Source organism: Xanthomonas hortorum pv. cynarae (assembly GCF_002939985.1).
GTDB lineage: Bacteria > Pseudomonadota > Gammaproteobacteria > Xanthomonadales > Xanthomonadaceae > Xanthomonas > Xanthomonas hortorum_D.
Genome location: NZ_MDFM01000009.1, coordinates 76630 through 97185 on the forward strand (window position 1 = coordinate 76630; position 20556 = coordinate 97185).

Here is a 20556-nt window from a genome sequence, read left to right on the forward strand (position 1 = left end):
TTATAGAGGTCGGATCGGTATCATGAGCGTCCGTTGCAGTGGAAACCGCCATGTTCAATCGCAATACCGGCATCGTGCTGCTGGTGGCGCTGGCCGCCGGCCTGGGGCTGTTGCTGGGCCAGAAGTTCCTCGGCGCCGCGCCCAGCTCGCCGTGGCCGCCCACCAAGACCATCACCTTCTATCCGCAGCCGCGCACCCTGCCGCAGTTCAGCCTGCGCCAGTCCGATGGTACCCAGCTGGTGCCCGGTGAGCTGAAAGGGCATTGGACGCTGGTGTTTCTGGGCTTCACGTTCTGCCCGGATGTGTGCCCGACCACCTTGACCGATCTGGCGGTGGCACAGCAGCAGTGGGCAAGCATTCCGGATGGGCTGCGCCCACGCGTGCTGTTCGTCTCGGTAGACCCGCAGCGCGACCCGCCTGCGCGCCTTGGCGAATACGCGCATGCCTTCCACAAGGACACCCTGGCCGCCACCGCCGACGTACCGGCGCTGGAGCGCTTCGCCACCGCGCTGGGCTTCGTGTTCCAGAAGGTGCCGGGCAAAGGCTTTGCGCAGAATCCCAACGACTACAGCATGGATCACTCGGCCGGCATCGCCGTGCTCGACCCGCAAGGCCGCCTGGCCGGCTTGATCCGTCCCCCGCTCGACCCGAAGGCGATCGCCGCCGACCTCCAACAGCTGACCAAGGTAACCGCTCCGTGAGTCTCGTCACTTCCCTGACCTACGTGCTGCCGCATCGGTTGCTGTCCTCGATGGCACGCGCGCTGGCTTATTCGGATACGCCGTCCACCAAGCAATGGTTGATCGACACGGTGACGCGCAAGTTCGGCGTGGACCTGAGCGAGGCATTGGAGCCGGATCCGCGCGCGTACCCCACCTTCAATGCGTTCTTCACCCGTGCCTTGAAGCCGGGCGCACGCGTGCCCGACGCCGACCCCGCAGCCGTGCTGATGCCGGCCGATGGCCGTATCAGCCAGCTCGGTCCGATCGAGAACGGCCGTATCTTCCAGGCCAAGGGGCAGTCGTTTACCGCTGCCGAACTGCTCGGCGATGCCGAAGCCGCGCAGCCGTTCAACGATGGGTTGTTCGCCACGGTCTATCTCTCGCCCAAGGACTACCACCGGGTGCATATGCCCTGGACCGGCACCTTGCGCGAGACCGTGCATGTGCCCGGCCGCTTGTTCAGCGTGGGCCCGGATGCAGTACGTAACGTGCCGCGCCTGTTCGCCCGCAACGAGCGCCTGGTGTGCCACTTCGATACCGACTTCGGCCCGATGGCCTCGGTGATGGTGGGCGCGCTATTGGTGTCCGGCGTGGAGACGGTGTGGAGCGGCGTGGAGATCCCGCGCTATGGCGATCGCATCACGCGTAAGGATTATCGCGGCAAGGGAATCGTATTGGAGCGATTTGCGGAGATGGCGAGGTTCAATTACGGCTCGACCGTCATTGTGTTGCTGCCGCCAGGCGTTGCAAAACTCGATGGCGCACTTGCTGCAGAGACATCGGTGCGGCTAGGCCAGGCACTCGCACGTCGCCAGGTGAGCTGATCACAGCGGCGCGCCGACGATCCCCCGCTCCGGCACGCAAATCACGACAGCGCCTTTGTGTAGTAGTGGCGGGTCGTCCCATGACTGGACCTTCTCGATAACGCCTCGCGCACAACCTCGCTTTACACCCAATGCAGCAATCGGCGAATGCAGCGACGCCTTTGTAGGAGCGGGCCTGGCCGCGATGAGGCCTTCTCGATGACGTTCGGGCGCAGGCGCGTTTCGCGCTCCAAGCCTCCAATTTAGAGCGCGCCCGCCCACCCTAGAGCTACCGGGACGGCTTCATCGCGGCCAGGTCCGCTCCTACAGGAGCTTGATCCAGCCCGCAGCTCGCCGACCCGGCACCGCTTCCGCAAGTCAGCGATCGCAGCCCGCCAGCTTGATGCTCTGCCCCGGCTTGAGCGCGTACGACGGCGCCTTCAGCCCATTGGCCTTGGCAAGCGTCTTGATCTCGCACTGGTACTTGTTCGCCACGCGGCCGAGCGTGTCGCCCTTGGCGACGGTGTAGCTGCGCGCCTGCTTGGCCTTGGGCTTGGCGACGACCGGCTGGCCGGTGGCCACGGTGGTCGGCACGCCGGCCATCGGGCTGACATCGCCCACGGCCACGCTGGGCACGTACTCGGGGGCGCTGCTGCTGCGCACGATCGCGCTGTTGAGGTCGGCGGTGATCAAGGTGCGCGCCAGATCCGCACGCGGGCCGTTGACGCAGTAGCGCGTGTACAGGCTGGCGATGCGGTTGGTGGCATTGATGACCGTGCCGGCCGGAATCCAGCCATCGGATTCGTAGCGCGGATTGAGGTTGCGCAACGCGCGCATATAGCCGTCGCGCGTGCCCATGCTGCCCAGGCAGATGGTGAGCTCGTAGATGGTCGTCGACTTGGCGAGCTTGAGCGTGGCCGGCTGCGCATCGAGCTTGGCGAAGTCAACGCCGTACTGGCGCGGGTGCAGGAAGATCCAGGCCGCGGCGATCACCATCGGCACGTAGTCCTTGGTTTCGGCCGGGAACTGGTTGTACACGTCCTGCTCCCAGAACCCGCGCCCGCCGCTCTGCGAGAACACGCGCGCCGCACGGCCTTCGCCACCGTTGTAGGCGGCCAGCGCCAGCTCGATGTTGCGGTTGAGCCCGGCCATGCGCTCGTTGAGATACGCGGCGCTGGCTTCGGCGGCGCTGCGTGCATCGAAGCGCGTATCGAACCCGGTGCCGTCCGGGCCCAGCCCGAAACGACGCCCGGTGGCCGGCATGAACTGCATCAAGCCGGCAGCGCCGGCACGCGAACTGGCGTGCACCTTGCCATTGGATTCCTTGGCCATGATGCCGAACAGCAGCGCTTCGGGCAGGCCGCGCTTCTGCCATTCCGGCCACATCACCCCGCGCAGGTTGCTGTAGTTCTCGTAGCTGGTCAGCAGCGCAGGGCGCATGTCGGTCAGCCAGCGGCGGATACCGGCCTGCACCGCCGGGTTGTACTGCACCATCTTGTCAAAATCGTGGCGCTGGTCGTTCAGCAGCGTGGCCGCACGTGCGGCTTCGGGCACGCCGTTCGCCGCCGGGCCCAGGTGGTCCGGGTCGGCCTGCAACAGGGTGTCGTCGTCTTCCGGATCTTCAGCGGCAGGTGCTTCGGCGTCTGCGCGCGCCTTCAGCAGGCGCTTGTAGGTGGCCAGCTGATTGGCGACCAGGCAGCCGCGCTGCTTGATGCAGGCGTCGATGACGTCTTCCATGTCCTCCAACGCGGCATCGCCTTCGGCAGTGCCCTTGGGGTCGGAGTTGTTCACCAGCACCAGCGCGTCGCGGTAGCGCTTTTCGGCGGCGGCCATGCGGGTATCGAGCACGGCGGCTTTCTCCGTGTCGCGTTTGGAGATGGCATGGGCAGCGGGGACGACAGACATCAGCGCCACCAGTGCCAGAACCGGCCATGGGCGCAAAGCAAAATGAGCGAGCGGCATCGTAGGCAGTACAGCGGAAAGGCAGGCAGGGTAGCCGCCGGGGCGACACCGGAGCAAGGCGGCACCGCCGGCAGGGTCAGTGGGCCGTTAGATTGATCGATGGATTAGGTGGTTGGAATGGCTGCTGGCTGGTTCCCGTGATTCGCGCCTGTTGCTCATGCGAGTTGCCCGGCGGCATGGCTCTTTGACGTCTCGCGCCGGCATGCGGACTCGCTGTGCCACCACGATGCCCCACCGGGCTTGCCGGCGAGCATTGCCAGATAGAATCGCGTTTTCCCCACCGGATCTGCGCAATGGCCTCGTTCCTGCTTGGCAAAGGCGTCACCGACGACATCGCGGTGATGCTGGAAGGACGCTTCGGCAACCGCCATGGTTTGGTCGCCGGCGCCACCGGTACCGGCAAGACCGTCACCTTGATGACCCTGGCCGAAGGCTTCTCGCGGCTGGGCGTGCCGGTGTTCCTGGCCGACGTGAAGGGCGACGTGGCCGGTCTGGCGGTTGCCGGCGACGGCGCAGCCGGCGTGTTGCAGCGCGCCACGGAAGTGGGCATCACCGATTACGCGCCGGCCGCCAACCCGGTGGTGTTCTGGGATCTGTACGGCAAGCTCGGCCACCCGGTGCGCACCACCGTCAGCGAGATGGGCCCCACCCTGCTCGCGCGCATTCTGGAACTCAACGACACCCAGTCCGGTGTGCTGGACATCGTGTTCAAGCTGGCCGACGACCGTGGACTGCTGTTGCTGGATCTGGACGACCTACGCGCGCTGCTGGCGTTGGTGGTGGAAGAACGCAAGGAGCTGTCCACCAGTTACGGGCTGGTCTCCAGCCAATCGGTGGCCGCGATCCAGCGTTCCTTGCTGCGTCTGGCGCAGGACGGCGGCGAGCAGTTCTTTGGCGAACCCGCACTTGAGCTGGCCGAACTGATGCGCGTGGCGCCGGACGGCCGCGGCGTGATCGGCATCCTGGCGGCCAACCAATTGGTGCTCAAGCCGAAGCTGTATTCCACCTTCCTGCTGTGGCTGTTGTCGGAACTGTTCGAGCGTTTGCCCGAGGTGGGCGACCTGGAACAGCCAAAGCTGGTGTTCGTGTTCGACGAAGCGCATCTGCTGTTCGACGACGCGCCCGCCGCGCTGGTGCAGCGTATCGAACAGGTGGTGCGGCTGATCCGTTCCAAGGGCGTGGGCGTGTACTTCTGCTCGCAGTTTCCCGACGATATTCCGGACAACATCCTTGGCCAGCTCGGCAATCGCGTGCAGCACGCGCTGCGTGCCTACACCCCGCGCGATCAGAAAGCGGTCAAGACCGCGGCGCAGACCTTCGTCGCCAATCCCAAGCTCGACGTGGCGACCGCGATCTCCAGCCTGGGCACCGGCGAGGCGCTGGTGTCACCGCTGCAAGGCAAGGGCGTGCCCGCGCCGGTACAGCAGACCCTGATCGCCCCGCCGCGCTGCCGCATGGGCGCCATCAGCGAGACCGAACGCGCGCAGGTGCGTGCCGCCAGCCCGGTGGGCACCCGCTACGACACCGCCATCAACCGCGAATCGGCCGCCGAACTGTTGGCACGTCGCGTCGAACAGGTCGCCGAGCAGACCGCCGCCCCGCCCGCGCGCACCCGCGAGGATGACGACGCGCAAGACAGCGGCTTCGGCAAGGCGGTCAAGGACGCCGTCTTCGGCACCAGCCGCCGCCAGGGCATGCTCGAAGCGATGGCCAAACAGACCTCACGCACGGTGGGCAACAAGATCGGCCAGCAGATCGTGCGCGGTATTTTCGGCAGTATTTTTGGTGGGAAGCGCTGAGTAAAACGAATAACCACAGGGACGAACGCTATGCGCAAGACATGGATACAGCTTGGTGGGCTCGCACTGCTTGTTGTAGCTGCAGCTTGCGGAGCACAGGAAAAAGCACGTAACCCCAACTATGATTACCACGATCCTGGCTATGGCCCGATCAAGTGGCCATTACGCAGCCAGCATCTTCTTGCAGGCCATTACTCAGGCCTCTTACAGATAGAGGTCGAACGCACCGAGTGCGCAAGCGCACGCGCTGAATTATGGCTGGAAGCCGCCGTCGGGGATCAGAAAAGTCATCGCTACACGTTGAAGTACACCTGTCTGTCGGTACAAGACCCTAAACATCACAGGGAAACAGTCACATTGCGTAGTACGTGGTGGGTGGATGAGATCGCGGGCAGCTGCTTGATCTTGGAAGCAGAGCCCGACCCACGCTTTTCCTATCCCTCTCCGCTCTACGGCTTCCGGATTGATGAAACCGATAATCCCAAACTCGGTGTTGCTCGACTCCTATCCCAGGATGGCGCTAACTGTCAGAGCGGTGGAGGACCCGAATACCATGACAAGATCCTCAAGCACGTGCATTGAGTTGCAGGCAACCTAGATCTTTGGCATCCGAATCTGAGCCACTACCGCCATATCGCAACGTGCTGATCCACCCCAGCACACCATGCAACTTTGCGTACTGCAGCAACATGATGGTCTTGGCATCGGCGATGTCGCCTGAGCCGATCATCGCCAGCGCTGTATCGAGCGGCAGTTCCAGCACCTCGATCTCTTCGCCGTCTTCTTCGACACCGCCACCGTCACTGACCTTGTCGCCATCGAAGTATTCGCCGACGAAAAAGTACAGGCGCTCAGTGACTGAGCCAGGGCTCATGAACGCCTCGAACACCTTGCGCACGTTGTCGATGCGATATCCGGTCTCTTCTTCGGTTTCCTTGCGGATGCAGGTCAGCGCATCGTCCTGGTCAAGCAAGCCGGCGCAAGCTTCGATCAGCATGCCGTCCGCATTGCCGTTGAGTAGCGTCGGCAGGCGGAACTGGCGGGTCAGCATCACCGTCTGCTTGGCGCGACTGTAGAGCAGGATCGTGGCGCCATTGCCGCGGTCGTAGGCCTCGCGCGACAGGGTCTGCCAGCGGCCGTCCTTGCGCTGAAAATCGAACGTGACCTTGCGCAGCACATACCAATTGTCCGACAGCACATCAATGCTGCGAATGCGAACCTGCGGGTTGCCGGTGGCGGATGGATTCAAGCGACACTCCTTGTGATGCGAGCGAAGGTAGTGCCACGAACGTGGCGCGTCTGGTCGCTCGAAAGATCCGCAATGACTGCGGCGGGTCGACAGTCTACCGATGACCAAGATCCGGAGCATTACGTCATCTACTGAAGCACTGCACGTGTCGCATATCGAAGTGTAAAGGCCTGCATTGCGATCAGTACATACTAGGCCAATGACTCCACGCTGCCGGTCATTCAGACCGCGACGCTGCACGGTCGACTGAAGCACGGAAGTGCGTACGTCACCAGGATAACGAACCGCACAACCGCGACGTCGGCATTACTCGCGTGACCGGCAGTTTGTCGCGATCACACCTCCATACTCAACGCCGGCATCGCTTTGCAAACCTTCTAATTGCCATCACGTGCTCCTCGAGCCAGACGCTTTCTTCGATAGCGCAAGGCCCACTGAACCGTCGATACCGACGCCCGATCTTGCGCAGTTCGTGTCTTTCCACATGCGGCTACGCGCCAAGCCCCCACCCGCTGCCGTGCATCACCGGGCTCAACAGGCGGGCACCGTTAGATCCCAATTGCACGGCGACGCGCACCACCGCACAATCCCTTCACATCACACGCTTGGGGAGCGTCATGGAAGACCGTTTTCGCGCACGCAAGGTTGCGGCGCAGGCCGCGCCGGCACCGTTCTGGACCCGCATTCCCGCCATCGCCACCTACCCGCTGCGCGGCTCGGCGCTGTACGCGCTGATTGCGCTGACCCTGTGCAGCGCGCTGCTGGTGTTGCCAGGCATCCTGAAACTGCTGATCGCCGGCGTGCTGGGCATGGCGACCTACACCTATGCCTTCGACATCCTGCGCCACAGCGCAGATGGGCAAGCCGACGCACCGCGACTCGGCTACAACACGTTCGATAGCGCCGTATTAAGGCTGATTCTGCTGGCGCTTGCGCTGGGCATCGTCATTGGTGCGGCCGGCGTGCTGGCCGGCAAGCCCGGCTTGACCATCGCGTATCTGGTGGTGCAGCTATTGCTGCCCGGCATGATGATTGCGCTGGCCATCGACGGCAGCCTGCGCCGCGCACTCAACCCGGCAGTGTCGATCGACATGGCGCTGCGCATCGGCTGGCCGTACCTGGCCGCCTACGGCCTGCTGTATGTGATCCAGGGCAGCGGCACGGCAGCGGTGTTCATTGCGGTGAAATATCTGCCGCCGGTCGTGCGCGAAGCGACCGTTGTGATTGCCTCCATCTGGAGCCTGTTCGCCAGCTTCCATCTGATGGGCTATCTGGTGTACCAGTACCATGAAGAACTCGGCTATCTGCCCAGCAGTGGCGCGGGAGTCGAGCGCGAAGACCCGGATCAACGCCTGCTAGACGAAGCAGAGCAGTACCTGCGCGACGGACATGCCGACGAAGCCTTTCAAGCGTTGCGCGGCGCGGTGCGATCACGCGCAGTGAGCCTTGCCGTGCATGAGCTGTATCAGCGTCTGCTACGGCAACATCATCGCAACGACGAACTGCACGACCATACCCGCCACTACATCAATCGCTTGCTGCAGGAAAAACAGGAGCGCCGCGCACTCGCCTTGCAGCGCGAAGCACTGGACAGCAATCCCGCATTTACACCGCTGACGCCTGAGCAAGCCACGCTGCTGGCCGAGCGCGCCAAGATGGCCGGGCAATTCCAGCTGGCGACCGACGGCCTGCTAGCTGCCATCGACGCATGGCCGCGCGACGTGATGCTACCAACGTGGTCGCTCGACGCAGGGTTGCTACTGGCCGAACGTTTCGGCCGCGATGACCAGGCGCGTGCAGTGCTGCAGATCGCGCTGAGTCAGTGCGACAACGAGGCACTACGCGCGAAGCTGCAAGCGGCGCTGAAAGCGGTGGCGATTCAACCGGCTTGAGTGACTAACAAAACCTTTTGAATGCACTCTCGATGGCGGCAATTGCAGGTCGCAAACAGATACCGTCACGGTGTAGAAGCACCTCAAAGGTCGAGGGTGCGGTGCGCTCACCGCTCGCGGGACGCTGTGAATCCATCCCTGGGGGCTCGGTAGCGGTATCCATGCCGCCACACGGCCCCGCAATCGGTGAGGACACCGCACCAGACAGGTTGCTGTGTACTTTATTGAAAAACAGGCACACCGATAAAGCCCGTCGCTAGCCATGGTGTCCTTCGATCAAAATGCTTGGGAGAGCCATTTGGTAAAAACTGCGAGCTCTTCATTTCCGCGATGCTGCGTTATCGAAACCGTTGCCACCTAACAGACGCCCCTCCTCGATCGGAATGCGGCTGCGATTCTGATTTCATTGAAATCCCGACCCTCGCTAGCCCTTGCGCCATCGGCACTACCAGGTGGTACGAGGCTTCACGCTGTCTTTGGACGACGCCGAGTAATAACCTGCACGGGAGCGGCGTCGAACTCCACTTAGTCAAAGCAATGCAGCTGTTCAGGCAAAAGACAGAAATGTGAAAAGTGGTTAGCGGTTCACTAGTAAGGAGCCGTCTGAAATCGGAACGCCTGTCGAATCCGCCTTTCTTCCCTACGCTTTCTGGTTAATCGCACTCCCTGGTGACCGCCTGCGTTCGATCTGACCACTCCTCTATTCTGTCGCGAATGGGCAGAGTGTTAAGCAAAATAATTTGACTTATGTGCAATTGCACATATGATGTTTGTTATGAACTCAATTACAGGCCCAGATCTTTGCCATTGCCTGGCCGCAAGGCGCAATGCGAGATACCTCACCCGCCTTTACGACCGTCATCTGACTTCGGCGAACCTATCCGCTTCGCAATTCTCTCTCCTCGCGATGCTAGCCGAATACCCAGGCATTTCCATATCGGATCTGGCCGAGGCCATGGTCATGGAGCGAACAACCTTGATACGGGCTCTCAAGCCTCTGCAGTCAGAAGGCTTCATCGGTCGCCATACCGAAGGTCCTCGATCAGCATTACGATTTTTTTTGAGCCCTGCAGGGGAAGCGAAATTAAATGAAGCGGAGCCATATTGGCAAAAGGCTCAGCAAGAATTTGAAACGCGAATGGGGCAGGAGCAGGCGGCGGTCATCCGGGCATCGTTGTTGAGCGGTCGCCTCTAGAGCCCAATTTTTACGTCCAAACATGTGTAATTACACATGGATAATTTTTACCGCAGGAGAACGATGATGAAAGCATTTCCAAAAGTAGGGACAGGTGCGGGCGTTGATCCCGCAGATCGCATCAGTGCCATTGATTTCGTAAACAGAGTCAATTGGTGGTTCGAGACTTGGGATGTTGAATCCATTATGGATGCGTTTCTGCCTGATGCTGTGACCTACCACTTCCATGGCACACACAGTGGGATCGAACAAAGGGAGCACTTCCTTGCCCATGACTATCCCTACCTTATCCCTGGTGTTAGCCGTCACGCGACTAACCACATCGTAGATCAGGACGAAGATGGTGTCGTAGTGCGCTACCACAACCTGTTGGTGCGTTATGCCTCTCCTGAAGCCGCCGCCGCATTACGGGCGGGACAGGTCATGGACAGCCCCGACGACTTGCCGGCCATCTGGGTTTATGCACCCATGATGGATCGACTGCGGCGCACCGAAGACGGTTGGAAGATCATGGAGCGCTACCTCGGTGGTTCTACGACCAACAGTCGTCTCGATCCGTCTACCAAATCGGCTAGTGAAATTGCTCCGTACCTCCCAAAGGTTGAAGCGAATTAACTCATTTGCGCAGGGCAACTGTTCGGTTGCCCTGTCCTTTTTGACTATGAAGAGTGCGTGGAGATATGCCAGGATCCGACATACTTGCTTCCGGCAACAGCGCAACTGCAATAAAAAATGGCAGTTATGTGACGCCATCTCCCCGCGCAATGCAGTAGGTCTGTGCTTCGGTAATCGGATAGCTAGCGAGCTGGGGAAGGTCTGAAAAATGAGGCCTGAGAGTGCGGATAGCAGGCAGTCACTGCTTTCGCTTCATCCACAGATTGGAGAGCATAAACAAGGTCAGCACGTGTGCAGTGTTCTTGGCCAGGCCGCGATAGCGGACCTTCGTGCAACCGGATTAGCGCTTGATCACCCGGAATGGATGCTCCACCTTCGCGCGCACGCTGGCCTTGAAGTGTTCCCAACGCTGCCCCCGAGCACGCTCGCGTTTGTTGCCGATGGCTTGCAGCGTCGAACGCTTGGCGGCAATGAAGAATGCAGCCTTGCAGGTCTGCAGTTCTTCGCGTTTGTCCGCGCCGGTGTAGCCGCTGTCGCCGAACGCTGTCTTCTTTGCCATGCAGCAACGTGTGCGTCACCGTGACGTCGGCGACATTGGCGGCTGTGCAATGGACATGGTGCACCAGCCCGGAAAACTCATCCACGCCGATGTGCGCCTTCATCCCGAAATACCACTGATTGCCCTTCTTGGGACCCGGCAGGAAAATAAGCATCCCAGTTCTTGGTCAAGTGAGGACAACTACGCCGGGTGATGGATCTTCCCGCCCTAGACGACGCCTTGCTCAGAACTTCCACTACTGCGCTGTGTATGAGCAAACGATCTTTCATTGATTTCCCGGCGAGGAGGCTTCGCCTAGCGCAATAGGTGATCCGACGTTCGCGTTACGTGCGTATTTGAGAGCAGCTTTTCATCATGTCAATACCCTCAAAAACGTATCTTTCAAGAAAAATTTTAGGAGCTCCATCTTGGACAACTCACGTCGCAGCGATGCGCCTAAAGCCACAAACATCGCTAGCAGTTCCCGTAAGGACCATCCTAGATCGGCCTCCACGGAGGCGCCGCAATTTCCTTGGTCTGACGCAAGCCTACCGCCAGAGACGCGTGCATCTCTGGTGGTTCAGGCGATGACCGAGGATGAGAAATTTGCATGGTTGTCCGGGCCAATGGCAATTCCGATTGCGGGCAGTGACAAGCCAGAAGGTGCGCTCGGATCAGCGGCCTACTACCCAGCAGTGTCGCGTCTAGGCATTCCTGCGCAACAGCAAACCGATGCAAGTCTAGGTGTGGGAAATTTGGCGAATGTGCGTCCTGGCGATAACGCCACAGCGCTGCCGTCGTCGTTGTTGCTGGGGGCCACCTTTAATCCAGCCATGGCGCGCGAAACGGGAGCGATGGTTGGGCAGGAAGCCAGGGCCAAGGGTTTCAATGTGCAGTTAGCAGGCGGGGCGAACTTGGTGCGTGAGCCTCGTGGTGGTCGCAACTTCGAGTATGTCTCCGAAGACCCGCTGCTCACCGGTGTGATTGCTGGCAACTCCGTTGCTGGCATTCAGTCGCAAGGCGTGGTGTCGACCGTCAAACATTTTGCGGTCAACCCACAAGAAACAGGGCGCGTGGTGGTGAGTTCGGACATCGCTGATCAGGCGCTCCATGAGTCGGACCTGCTCGCTTTCAAAATTGCGATAGAGATTGGTGAGCCGGGCGCAGTGATGCCAGGCTACAACCTGGTCAACGGAGAGTGGGCTAGCGAAAATGCCTACCTCATCAACACCGTGTTGAAAGGTGAATGGAGCTATCCGGGTTGGGTGATGTCTGACTGGGGGGCGACCCACTCGGTCGAGAAGGCCGCACTGGCCGGACTGGACGTTCAATCCGGAGCGAACTTGGACCCTGAGCCCTATTTCGCCGATCCGCTGCGGACGGCTGTCAGCAAGGGCGTGGTTCCCCAATCGCGTATCGACGACATGGTGCATCGTCAGCTGCGAAGCCTCTTTGCTGTCGGCGTCATCGATAATCCGCCCCAGCCTGGCGCGGCGATCGATTATTCCGCGCATCGGCTATTGGCGCAGCGGTCTGCCGAGCAAGGCATCGTGTTGCTCAAGAACGAGGCAGGTGTCCTGCCGCTTGCGAGAGGAGCTAGCCGTATCGTCGTTATTGGCACGCAGGCGGACATCGGTATCGTGGCTGGAGGCGGCTCGTCTGCGGTAACGCCAATCGGCAGCGTGACCAAGCCGGGCTTCGAGTTCATGGGAGCGGTGATGGAGAAGGTTTACCACCCCAGTTCGGTATTGAACGCGATCAAGGCCGAAGCTTGTGCGGCGCGGGTCGATTACGTGAGCGCGAACGACCTCGCTGCCGCCGTTAAAGCGGCGCATGGTGCTGACGCGGTCATTGTCGTTGCTGAAGAATGGCGCTCGGAAGGTCAAGATGCCCAGGGTCTCTCGTTGCCTGATGGGCAGGATGCGCTGATCAGTTCTGTGGCCAACGCCAATGCAAACACAGTGGTGGTGCTCGTATCCGGCGGCCCGGTCACGATGCCTTGGCTGGACGACGTCGTTGCCGTGGTCGCGGCGTTCTACCCTGGTCTGGGCGGTGGAGAAGCCATCGCCGGGATCCTGTTTGGCCGCGTCAATCCTTCAGGGCGCCTCCCCATCACGTTCCCACAGAGCGTCGGACAGTTGCCGCATCCTGAGCAGCGAGATCCGGCGACCACAACATCAAATCCAGGGGAGCCGATCAAGGGCGACATCTTCCACGTGGATTACAACGTCGAGGCCGCTGACGTAGGGTATCGCTGGTTTGATTCTCGCGCGCTAACACCTCTATTCCCGTTTGGATACGGGTTGTCGTATACACGTTTTAAAACCCAGGACCTGCAGGTAAGTGATGAAGGCGGCAGGGTCGTGGCGCGGTTTGTTGTGAGCAATGTCGGCGGCCTTGCCGGTGCGTATGTGGCGCAGGTGTATGTGACAGGCGAGGGCGCGATTAAATTTACGAAGCGGCTTGGCGCCTTCGAGCGCGTCGAACTTGAGCCGGGCGAGAGTCGGGAGTTGGAACTCGAAATCGATCCCAGGTTTTTCGCCAGGTTCGATACAACATCGCGGCGGTGGGTGATTGCGGAGGGCACCTATCACGTTCGCGCAGCGGACAACGCAGCCGACCCAGGGCAGTCTGTTTCGTTGAACTTGGGAGCGCGCAACTTCAAGCCTGGGCGTTAGGGAAGGTCTGAACAACGAGGCCTGAGAGTGCGGGATGTCGCGTCGGTCCGGAGAATCGCGTTTGAATCTTCGGATCTTCCGCCATTTCTGGCACTTTCCTTGGGAATTCCCCGGGTTACAGGCGCACGCTCCCCATGGCAGGCAGTCACTGCTTTCGCTTCATCCACAGATTGGAGAGCGCAAACAAGGTCACCACGTGTGCGGTGTTCTTGGCCAGGCCGCGATAGCGGACCTTGGTGTAACCGAATTGGCACTTGATCACCCGGAACGGATGCTCCACCTTCGCGCGCACGCTGGCCTTGAAGTGTTCCCAACGCTGTTCCCGAGCACGCTCGCGTTTGTTGCCGATGGCTTGCAGCGTCGAGGGCCTGGCGGCGATGAAAAATGCAGCCTTGCAGGTCTGCAGTTCTTCGCGTTTGTCCGCGCCTGTGTAGCCGCTGTCGCCGAACACGCTGTCTTCTTTGCCATGCAGCAACTTGTGCGTCACCGTGACGTCGGCGACATTGGCGGCTGTGCAATGGACATGGTGCACCAGCCCGGAAAACTCATCCACGCCGATGTGCGCCTTCATCCCGAAATACCACTGATTGCCCTTCCTGGTCTGATGCATTTCAGGGTCGCGCGCGTGATCGGCGTTCTTGGTCAAACTGGGTGCCGCGATCAGCGTCGCATCGACGATTGTGCCCGACCGCAGGCTCTGACCCTTGCGCCCCAGATGCGCGTTGACCGCGTCCAGCATCCGCGCGGCAAGGCCATGGGTCTCCAGCAGGCGGCGAACGTTGAGAATCGTGGTCTCTTCCGAAACGTTGTCCAAGCCACCGAGCTCGGCAAACCGTCGCAAGATCGGAATCTCGTGCAACGCTTCTTCCATCGCCGGATCGCTCAACGCATACCACTGCTGCAGCAAATGAATCCGCAACATCGTCGCCAGTGCGTACGGCTGCCGACCTGGCCGCCCCCGACACCGGATAGTGCGGCGCGATCAGCCCGAGCAAGTGCTGCCACGGAACCACCTGCTCAATCTCGGCAAGAAAGATCTCCCGGCGAGTCTGCTTGCGCTTGCCAAGGCCCTCAGCGTCACCGAACGTCAGTTGCATGGATCACTCCTCAACATGAGGCGGGTAGTGTCGTGTATCTATGGTGCGTTGTTCAGAGGTTCCCTATGTGAACGTGACAGGTAATAATTAATTTACTCGGGGGCTCATAGGGTGCGGATCACCGGAGGATAAGGATACCTACATACCCAGACATCTTGCTGTAATTTGAGATGTTAATTAAATGAGATTCCTGGCGCAGGATAGCGCGGGCATCGGGATGCGGCATGAATGCCGCGAAAGAACTTACACGGCCGTACTTGCAGCGTGTCCCGTGAGGGTGGGCGGGCAAGGGCCCTGCAACCAAGCCGCAGATCAGCCGCTATGCAAATGATCTATCCGTACTATCCAACTGCTCCAAGACAACAAAAATCTCGAGTCGTAGCATCATTTAGATGCAGTCGAAAACTCAGTTAGTCGTGGGTGCGGCGAGAACACCGCACCAGAAAGTCTGATGATTTTTTTGTTGAAAAACATGCGCACCAACCATCCCGACTGGCCATTGCCCCGCCCACCGTCGCGGGACCTTACGCGGCATGGATGCCGCGTAAGAGCCTACATGGGACGTACTTGCGGCGTGTCCCGCGACGGTGGGCGGGCAAGGGCCCTGCAGCCAAACCGCAGAGCACCTGCTCTGCAATCGATAGGCGCTAATGGTCGGCTTGTCGCAGCAAGCCAGCAAGCCGAACCGGCTCACCCATTGTCGAGCAGAAAGCGCGCCTTGTTGGCTTGGCCTTGCTCCGGAAACTGCTCCAGCACAAGCTGCAACAAGCGCGTACGTTGCGCGCCATCCTGCAGCTCGCCGTGGCGCAAGGCCAGTACGAACCAGTGCTGCGCCAACTCCGCGCGCGACGCACTGAGTTCGCATTCTTTCAACAGCCGCTCGGCGTCGGCCAGCAACCCATTGCGCATGCACGCACCGATCAAGGCCAGCAGTGCCGGCAGTGCGCAATCAATCTTGGCCTTGCTCAACTCGGCAGCGACCGCCAGCTGGATGCGCGTCTGTTCGGCGTGATGCGTCTGTAGCCGCAACAGCGTCTGCGCATGCCGCAAGCTGTCCTGGCGATGGCCCGCGTTGCGTGCGGTTCGATAACGCGCCAGTGCCACCTCCAGATTGTGCGGCTGCTCGCCGGCCAACTCGGCTAATAGGCGCTCAGCCTCCACATTTTCCATGCGTCCCAGATGCCGCTGCGCACGCTCCCAGCGATCGTTCACCAACACGGCATCGCCCTCTTCCATGAAGGCCGGGCGAGTGCGCCGCAACAGCACCAGCAAGGCACCGAGTAGCGCGCCACTGACCAACCCGCCGGCATGCGCCTCGAAGGCGACCGCAGCATTGTCGCTCGACAACAGGCTGTACAGCTCCCAGCCCAACCATAGCGGCAACAGCAGAATCGCCGGGCCGCGCACATAGTTGAACACCACGAAAAACCAGTAGAAAAACCGCACTTTGCGCCGCCCCCAGACCACGCAGAACGCGCCCATCAATGCAGCGATCGCACCGGATGCGCCCAACCCGCCGCCCGGCTCGCCCCAGCGCCACCACAGACTGGCCGCGCTGGCCCCAAACCCGCCGAGCAGATACAGCAGCAGAAACCAGCCACTGCCGATCGCCCCTTCCAGCAAGGTGCCCAGCGCCAGCAGAAACAGCATGTTGCCCAGCAAATGATCGAAGCTGCCATGCAGAAATGTCGCCGTCAGCATCCGTGCTGGCGACCACTCCGAACTGCGCTGCAGATGGCGCAGCGTAAATACCTTGGACAGGCGCGCGTCGTAGGGCGCACGCAATGCGCGCCATTCGCGTAAACCTTTTTCGTCCTTGAACAGCGCGCCGCTGCGCAATGCCTGCGCGAATGCCACATCGTTTATCGTCAGATGCGCCAGATACGCAATGCGTTGGCGTGTGGGCACGCTGTCCAATTTGGCTTTGCGCGCGGCGCGGAGCTTGGCGTCGCCGGTTTGCTCCAGATAGCGCACATGGGCTTGCGCCTCCAACGCACCCAGCCCCGAGTCGACGTAATAGCGCACCGCATTTTCGACCAAAGCGTCGTCCTTGCGCTGATAGCCCAGGTAGACCGCCGCATTGATCAGCACCAGCAGCAGTGTCACCCAGGGAATGTTCTGGCGCGACCAGGGTTTGTGCAGCGGCATCAGCAACATGACAACGTCCGTGTCCGAGAACGCAAAGCTTCGCTGTGCGGCGGCAGATGCACAAGCAGGTCATGCGCGCTAGCATCGCCTCCCCGCCGACCGACACACCGCCCATGAGCCGCTGGCGCCCGCCTGCCGAAAAAAGCACTGCGCTGATCACGCCCGATGGCCATGCCCGGCTCAAGGCCGAGCTGGAAGATCTGTGGCGCGTGCGTCGGCCAGAGGTGGTGCGCGCGCTGGCTGCAGCCGCCGCAGAAGGCGACCGCTCGGAGAATGCCGAATACACCTATCGCAAGAAGCAGCTCGGCGAGATCGACCGCCGTGTACGTTATCTGAGCAAACGGCTGGAAGCCCTGCGCGTGGTGGATACCGCGCCGACCGACCCGCGCGCGGTGTTCTTCGGCGCCCAGGTCGAGCTGGAAGACGCCGACAGTGGCGACCTGCTGCATTACCGCGTCGTCGGCCCGGACGAAACCGACGCCGGACGCGGCTGGATCAGCATCGACTCGCCGCTGGCGCGCGCATTGCTGAAAAAACGCGTGGACGATGAGTTCGAAGCGCAGCTACCGTCGGGCAAGTACACCTTCGTGGTGGTGTCGGTGGATTACGCCAGCCAGTAGCCACGTAATCGCCATCCGCTGACGTGTAGGAGCGCACTTGTGCGCGACAGGGCGTTATCGATAACGCCTCTTCGCGCACAAGTGCGCTCCTACGGACCGCGGTGTCCCGACACGTGGCCGGTTACACCATCTGCAAATTCAACGACCGTCCTTGCTGAATCGGGGCATTGGCCGGCAACGCATCGCCGAACAAATCGTGCTCATCGCTGTCGGTGATCTCCACATCGACCAGATCGCCGATCTTCAATCCAAGCTCGCCGCCATTCTGGATATGCACCAGCCCATCGATTTCCGGTGCGTCCGCGCGCGAACGGGCCACCGCGATATCGTCTTCGATCACATCGACCAGGCATTGCTGCACGCTGCCGATATTGGCTTCCAGCCGCGCCGCCGAAATCTCTGCCTGCTTTGCCATGAAGCGCGCCAGCCGCTCCTGCTTGAGTTCTTCCGGCACCGGATCCGGCAACGCGTTGGCGCTGGCGCCTTGCACTGGCGAATACGCGAACGCACCGACGCGATCGAGCTGCGCCTGGTCCAGGAAATCGAGCAAGGATTCGAACTCGGCATCGGTCTCGCCGGGGAAGCCGACGATGAAAGTGGAGCGCACCGTGATCTCCGGGCACATCGCCTTCCAGCGCTGCACGCGCTCCAGCGTCTTCTCCACCGCGCCCGGCCGCTTCATCAGCTTGAGGATGCGCGGGCTGGCGTGCTGGAACGGGATGTCCAGGTACGGCAGCAGCTTGCCTTCGGCCATCAGCGGAATCACATCGTCCACGTGCGGGTACGGATACACGTAATGCAGGCGCGTCCACACGCCCAGCTCCGACAAACCTTCGCATAGCGCCTTCATGCGGGTCTGGTACATGCGGTCGCGCCACGGCCGCTCGGCGTATTTCAGATCCACGCCGTAGGCCGAGGTGTCCTGCGAGACCACCAGCAATTCCTTGACCCCGCCGCGCACCAAGCGCTCTGCTTCGCGCAGTACCTCATCGACCGGGCGCGAGGCCAGATCGCCGCGCATCGAGGGGATGATGCAGAAGCTGCAACGGTGATTGCAGCCTTCGGAAATCTTCAAGTACGCATAATGGCGCGGGGTCAGTTTGATGCCGTAGTCCGGCACCAGATCCACGAACGGGTCGTGGCGCGGCGGCAACGCGGCGTGCACCGCCTCCATCACGCTCTGGTAATCCTGCGGGCCGGACACCGCCAGCACCTGCGGATAGGCCTCGCGGATCTGCTCCGGGCGCTTGCCCAGGCAGCCGGTGACGATCACCTTGCCGTTGGCGTTCATCGCCTCGCCGATCGCATCCAGCGACTCGGTCACCGCCGAATCGATGAAGCCGCAGGTATTGACCACCACCACGTCGGCAGCGTCGTAACTGGGCACGATGTCGTAGCCCTCCACGCGCAGCTGGGTGAGGATGCGTTCGGAATCGACGAGCGCCTTCGGGCAGCCAAGGCTGACGAAGCCGACTTTGGGGTTCAGCTGGGACATGGAAGCAGGAGCCTGGGGAACGGAGCGGCCTGGGGCCTGAGTGCGGCAATTATAGCGGCGTGCGGGGCAACGCTCTGAACCGCCGGGCCTCGCCAGCCCGGCCGGCTTTGCGAAACCCTCACTTTTCACGATGCCGGTCCGGTCGATAATGCGCGCCTCCCTCGCTGCACATCAGGAATTCTCATGGGTCACTGGACCACGCTCGACACCCCCGACGGCCAGGTCGCCGCCTGGCACGCCACTCCGACCACCAGCCCGCGCGGCGGCCTGGTGGTGATCCAGGAGATCTTCGGCGTCAACGAACATATCCGCGCGGTGGCCGATGATTACGCCGCACGCGGCTACGAAGTGCTGGCACCGGCCTTCTTCGATCTGGAAGAAAAAGACGTGCAGCTGCCCTACGACCAGGAAAGCCTGCAACGCGGCCTGGCGCTGGCCAATGCGGTCGGCCTGGAGCGCGCGGTGGAGGTGGTCAAATCCGCCGCCACCCTGCTCAGCCGCGCCGGCAAGGTCGGCACCGTGGGCTATTGCTGGGGCGGCTCGGTGGCGCTGCTGTCGGCAATCCGCCTGGGCCTGCCGTCGGTGAGCTACTACGGCGGCCGCAACACCCAGCTGCTGGACGAAACCCCCAAGGCGCCGGTGATGTTCCACTTCGGCGAGCGCGATACCAGCATTCCGCCCGAGGCGATCCAGGCCCACCGCGAGAAGCTGCCGCAGATGGAAACCTTCGTGTATCCGACCGGCCACGCCTTCAACCGCAGCATCGATCCCACCCACTACGACGCCGACAGCGCCGAGCGCGCGTTGGAGCGCACCCTGGGCTTCTTCGAAGCGCATCTGGGATGAGCGGGACCGCAGCAAGCGAATCTGCCCCAAGCAGCTCCGGAGCGAACGGCTTCCAGCTCGATGCGCGGCTTGCGGCCGACAGCGTATTAGTCGCCGACGGACCGCTGTCGCAGGTGCGGCTGATGGACGACAGCCGCTTCCCGTGGATCGTGCTGGTGCCGCGGGTGGCCGATGTCAGCGAATGGATCGATCTGGAGGGTGGTCAGCAACGCCTGTTGCTGGCCGAGATCAATCAGCTCTCGCAGTTGCTGCGCGTCGAGCCCGAGGTGACCAAGCTCAATATCGGCGCGCTGGGCAACATCGTACGGCAGCTGCACGTGCATCTGGTCGGCCGGCATCAGGGCGATGCGGCCTGGCCTGGCCCGGTGTGGGGCAGCGGCAGCGCGCAGCGCTTCGCGCCCGATGCGTTGCAACACCGTGTCGCTGCGTGGGCGCAACGGCTACGATAGGCGCCCGTCTTTCAACCACCCTTCCGCATGAAATCCAATGTCGTCGCCGCGCTGATCCTGATCCTCGTCGGCCTGCTGTTTCTGGCCAATAACCTGGGCTGGACCAATGTCAGCCTTGGCCGGCTGATCGCCACGTGGTGGCCGGCGGCATTGGTCGCTTGCGGCGTTGGCATGCTGTTTGGGCGAGGCAAGTAGCCGGGAATTGGGAATGGGGTGAGCAGTCGATCAGCCCCGCGCGTCATCAGAGCGCCGAAATCCCTTCTCCCATCGGGAGAAGGTGCCCCGAAGGGGCGGATGAGGGTACGCGCGAAGCCTCATGCGCTTTTCGACTGCACCCGTAGAAAACCAGGGGTTCCGCACCCCTGAAGACGTCGACAACCTGATGGCTAGCGATCAACCGCAGGCGACATGGCCACAGCAGCCAGTCAGCGAGCCTTGCGGCCCTGCC

General features: G+C 61.7%; 17 protein-coding genes and 1 pseudogene. 12 read left to right on the plus strand and 6 right to left on the minus strand.

Going from position 1 to position 20556, the window contains the following annotated elements:
- Positions 1–50: 50 nt before the first annotated feature.
- Both XcyCFBP4188_RS08320 and asd read left to right on the plus strand, forming a co-directional pair.
- On the plus strand, positions 51–701 hold the full coding sequence (locus XcyCFBP4188_RS08320; protein ID WP_006450476.1) for an SCO family protein: 651 nt from the start codon (positions 51–53) through the stop codon (positions 699–701).
- Complete coding sequence (gene asd, locus XcyCFBP4188_RS08325; RefSeq protein WP_006450477.1) at positions 698–1546, plus strand: archaetidylserine decarboxylase; 849 nt, start codon at positions 698–700, stop codon at positions 1544–1546. The genes XcyCFBP4188_RS08320 and asd overlap by 4 nt, the downstream gene beginning before the upstream one ends.
- Before the next feature lie 357 nt (positions 1547–1903).
- Here the strand turns inward: asd and XcyCFBP4188_RS08330 are convergent, their stop codons facing one another.
- Complete coding sequence (locus XcyCFBP4188_RS08330) at positions 1904–3487, minus strand: transglycosylase SLT domain-containing protein (RefSeq protein ID WP_006450478.1); 1584 nt, start codon at positions 3485–3487, stop codon at positions 1904–1906.
- Between the two features lie 293 nt (positions 3488–3780).
- Between XcyCFBP4188_RS08330 and XcyCFBP4188_RS08335 the strand changes: the two genes are divergently transcribed.
- Both XcyCFBP4188_RS08335 and XcyCFBP4188_RS08340 read left to right on the plus strand, forming a co-directional pair.
- Positions 3781–5286: a helicase HerA-like domain-containing protein gene (locus XcyCFBP4188_RS08335; protein WP_104591916.1), complete on the plus strand. Its 1506-nt coding sequence runs from the start codon at positions 3781–3783 to the stop codon at positions 5284–5286.
- Positions 5287–5316: 30 nt separating this feature from the next.
- Entirely contained in the window at positions 5317–5868 is a 552-nt protein-coding gene (locus XcyCFBP4188_RS08340) for a hypothetical protein (RefSeq protein ID WP_074057112.1), read from the plus strand.
- On the opposite strand, the gene nudK is transcribed toward XcyCFBP4188_RS08340, so the two are convergent.
- Positions 5852–6535, minus strand: a complete 684-nt coding sequence (gene nudK, locus XcyCFBP4188_RS08345; protein ID WP_233397278.1) for a GDP-mannose pyrophosphatase NudK — start codon at positions 6533–6535, stop codon at positions 5852–5854. The genes XcyCFBP4188_RS08340 and nudK overlap by 17 nt on opposite strands.
- Before the next feature lie 617 nt (positions 6536–7152).
- On the opposite strand from nudK, the gene XcyCFBP4188_RS08350 reads away from it, so the two are divergent.
- The 3 genes from XcyCFBP4188_RS08350 (at position 7153) to XcyCFBP4188_RS08360 (ending at position 10237) form a co-directional block, all read left to right on the plus strand.
- A complete protein-coding gene (locus XcyCFBP4188_RS08350; protein ID WP_006450033.1) occupies positions 7153–8427 on the plus strand; it encodes a hypothetical protein in 1275 nt (424 codons plus the stop codon).
- Positions 8428–9202: 775 nt separating this feature from the next.
- On the plus strand, positions 9203–9622 hold the full coding sequence (locus XcyCFBP4188_RS08355; protein WP_043908269.1) for a MarR family winged helix-turn-helix transcriptional regulator: 420 nt from the start codon (positions 9203–9205) through the stop codon (positions 9620–9622).
- Positions 9623–9688: 66 nt separating this feature from the next.
- Positions 9689–10237 (plus strand): nuclear transport factor 2 family protein, encoded by a 549-nt coding sequence (locus tag XcyCFBP4188_RS08360; RefSeq protein WP_043908272.1) that lies wholly within the window; start codon positions 9689–9691, stop codon positions 10235–10237.
- A gap of 238 nt (positions 10238–10475) precedes the next feature.
- Here the strand turns inward: XcyCFBP4188_RS08360 and XcyCFBP4188_RS08365 are convergent.
- Positions 10476–10926: pseudogene (locus tag XcyCFBP4188_RS08365) on the minus strand (IS5 family transposase); the annotation flags it as partial.
- A gap of 436 nt (positions 10927–11362) precedes the next feature.
- On the opposite strand from XcyCFBP4188_RS08365, the gene XcyCFBP4188_RS08370 reads away from it, so the two are divergent.
- Entirely contained in the window at positions 11363–13453 is a 2091-nt protein-coding gene (locus XcyCFBP4188_RS08370) for a beta-glucosidase (protein ID WP_006448852.1), read from the plus strand.
- Positions 13454–13598: 145 nt separating this feature from the next.
- On the opposite strand, the gene XcyCFBP4188_RS08375 is transcribed toward XcyCFBP4188_RS08370, so the two are convergent.
- Both XcyCFBP4188_RS08375 and XcyCFBP4188_RS08385 read right to left on the minus strand, forming a co-directional pair.
- Positions 13599–14550 (minus strand): IS5 family transposase gene (locus tag XcyCFBP4188_RS08375; protein WP_104591917.1). Its coding sequence is split into 2 segments (ribosomal slippage): positions 13599–14411 and positions 14413–14550, totalling 951 coding nucleotides; the frame shifts between segments, so codons are not numbered across the junction.
- A 690-nt stretch (positions 14551–15240) separates the two neighbouring features.
- On the minus strand, positions 15241–16707 hold the full coding sequence (locus XcyCFBP4188_RS08385; RefSeq protein ID WP_167393517.1) for a rhomboid family intramembrane serine protease: 1467 nt from the start codon (positions 16705–16707) through the stop codon (positions 15241–15243).
- A gap of 104 nt (positions 16708–16811) precedes the next feature.
- Between XcyCFBP4188_RS08385 and greB the strand changes: the two genes are divergently transcribed.
- Positions 16812–17318, plus strand: a complete 507-nt coding sequence (gene greB, locus XcyCFBP4188_RS08390) for a transcription elongation factor GreB (RefSeq protein WP_043910469.1) — start codon at positions 16812–16814, stop codon at positions 17316–17318.
- Between the two features lie 121 nt (positions 17319–17439).
- Here the strand turns inward: greB and rimO are convergent, their stop codons facing one another.
- The gene (rimO, locus tag XcyCFBP4188_RS08395; protein ID WP_104591918.1) at positions 17440–18813 is read right to left on the minus strand and encodes a 30S ribosomal protein S12 methylthiotransferase RimO; all 1374 of its coding nucleotides are present in this window, start codon (positions 18811–18813) and stop codon (positions 17440–17442) included.
- A 183-nt stretch (positions 18814–18996) separates the two neighbouring features.
- Here rimO and XcyCFBP4188_RS08400 point away from each other — a divergent pair, with 183 nt between their 5' ends.
- Genes XcyCFBP4188_RS08400 through XcyCFBP4188_RS08410 form a run of 3 tightly spaced genes read left to right on the plus strand, consistent with a single transcriptional unit; the run spans position 18997 to position 20303 of the window.
- On the plus strand, positions 18997–19659 hold the full coding sequence (locus XcyCFBP4188_RS08400) for a dienelactone hydrolase family protein (protein ID WP_006452350.1): 663 nt from the start codon (positions 18997–18999) through the stop codon (positions 19657–19659).
- Entirely contained in the window at positions 19656–20108 is a 453-nt protein-coding gene (locus XcyCFBP4188_RS08405; protein WP_104591919.1) for an HIT domain-containing protein, read from the plus strand. Before XcyCFBP4188_RS08400 ends, XcyCFBP4188_RS08405 begins: the two co-directional genes overlap by 4 nt.
- Before the next feature lie 27 nt (positions 20109–20135).
- Entirely contained in the window at positions 20136–20303 is a 168-nt protein-coding gene (locus XcyCFBP4188_RS08410; protein ID WP_006452352.1) for a LiaI-LiaF-like domain-containing protein, read from the plus strand.
- The last annotated feature ends 253 nt before the right edge of the window (positions 20304–20556 follow it).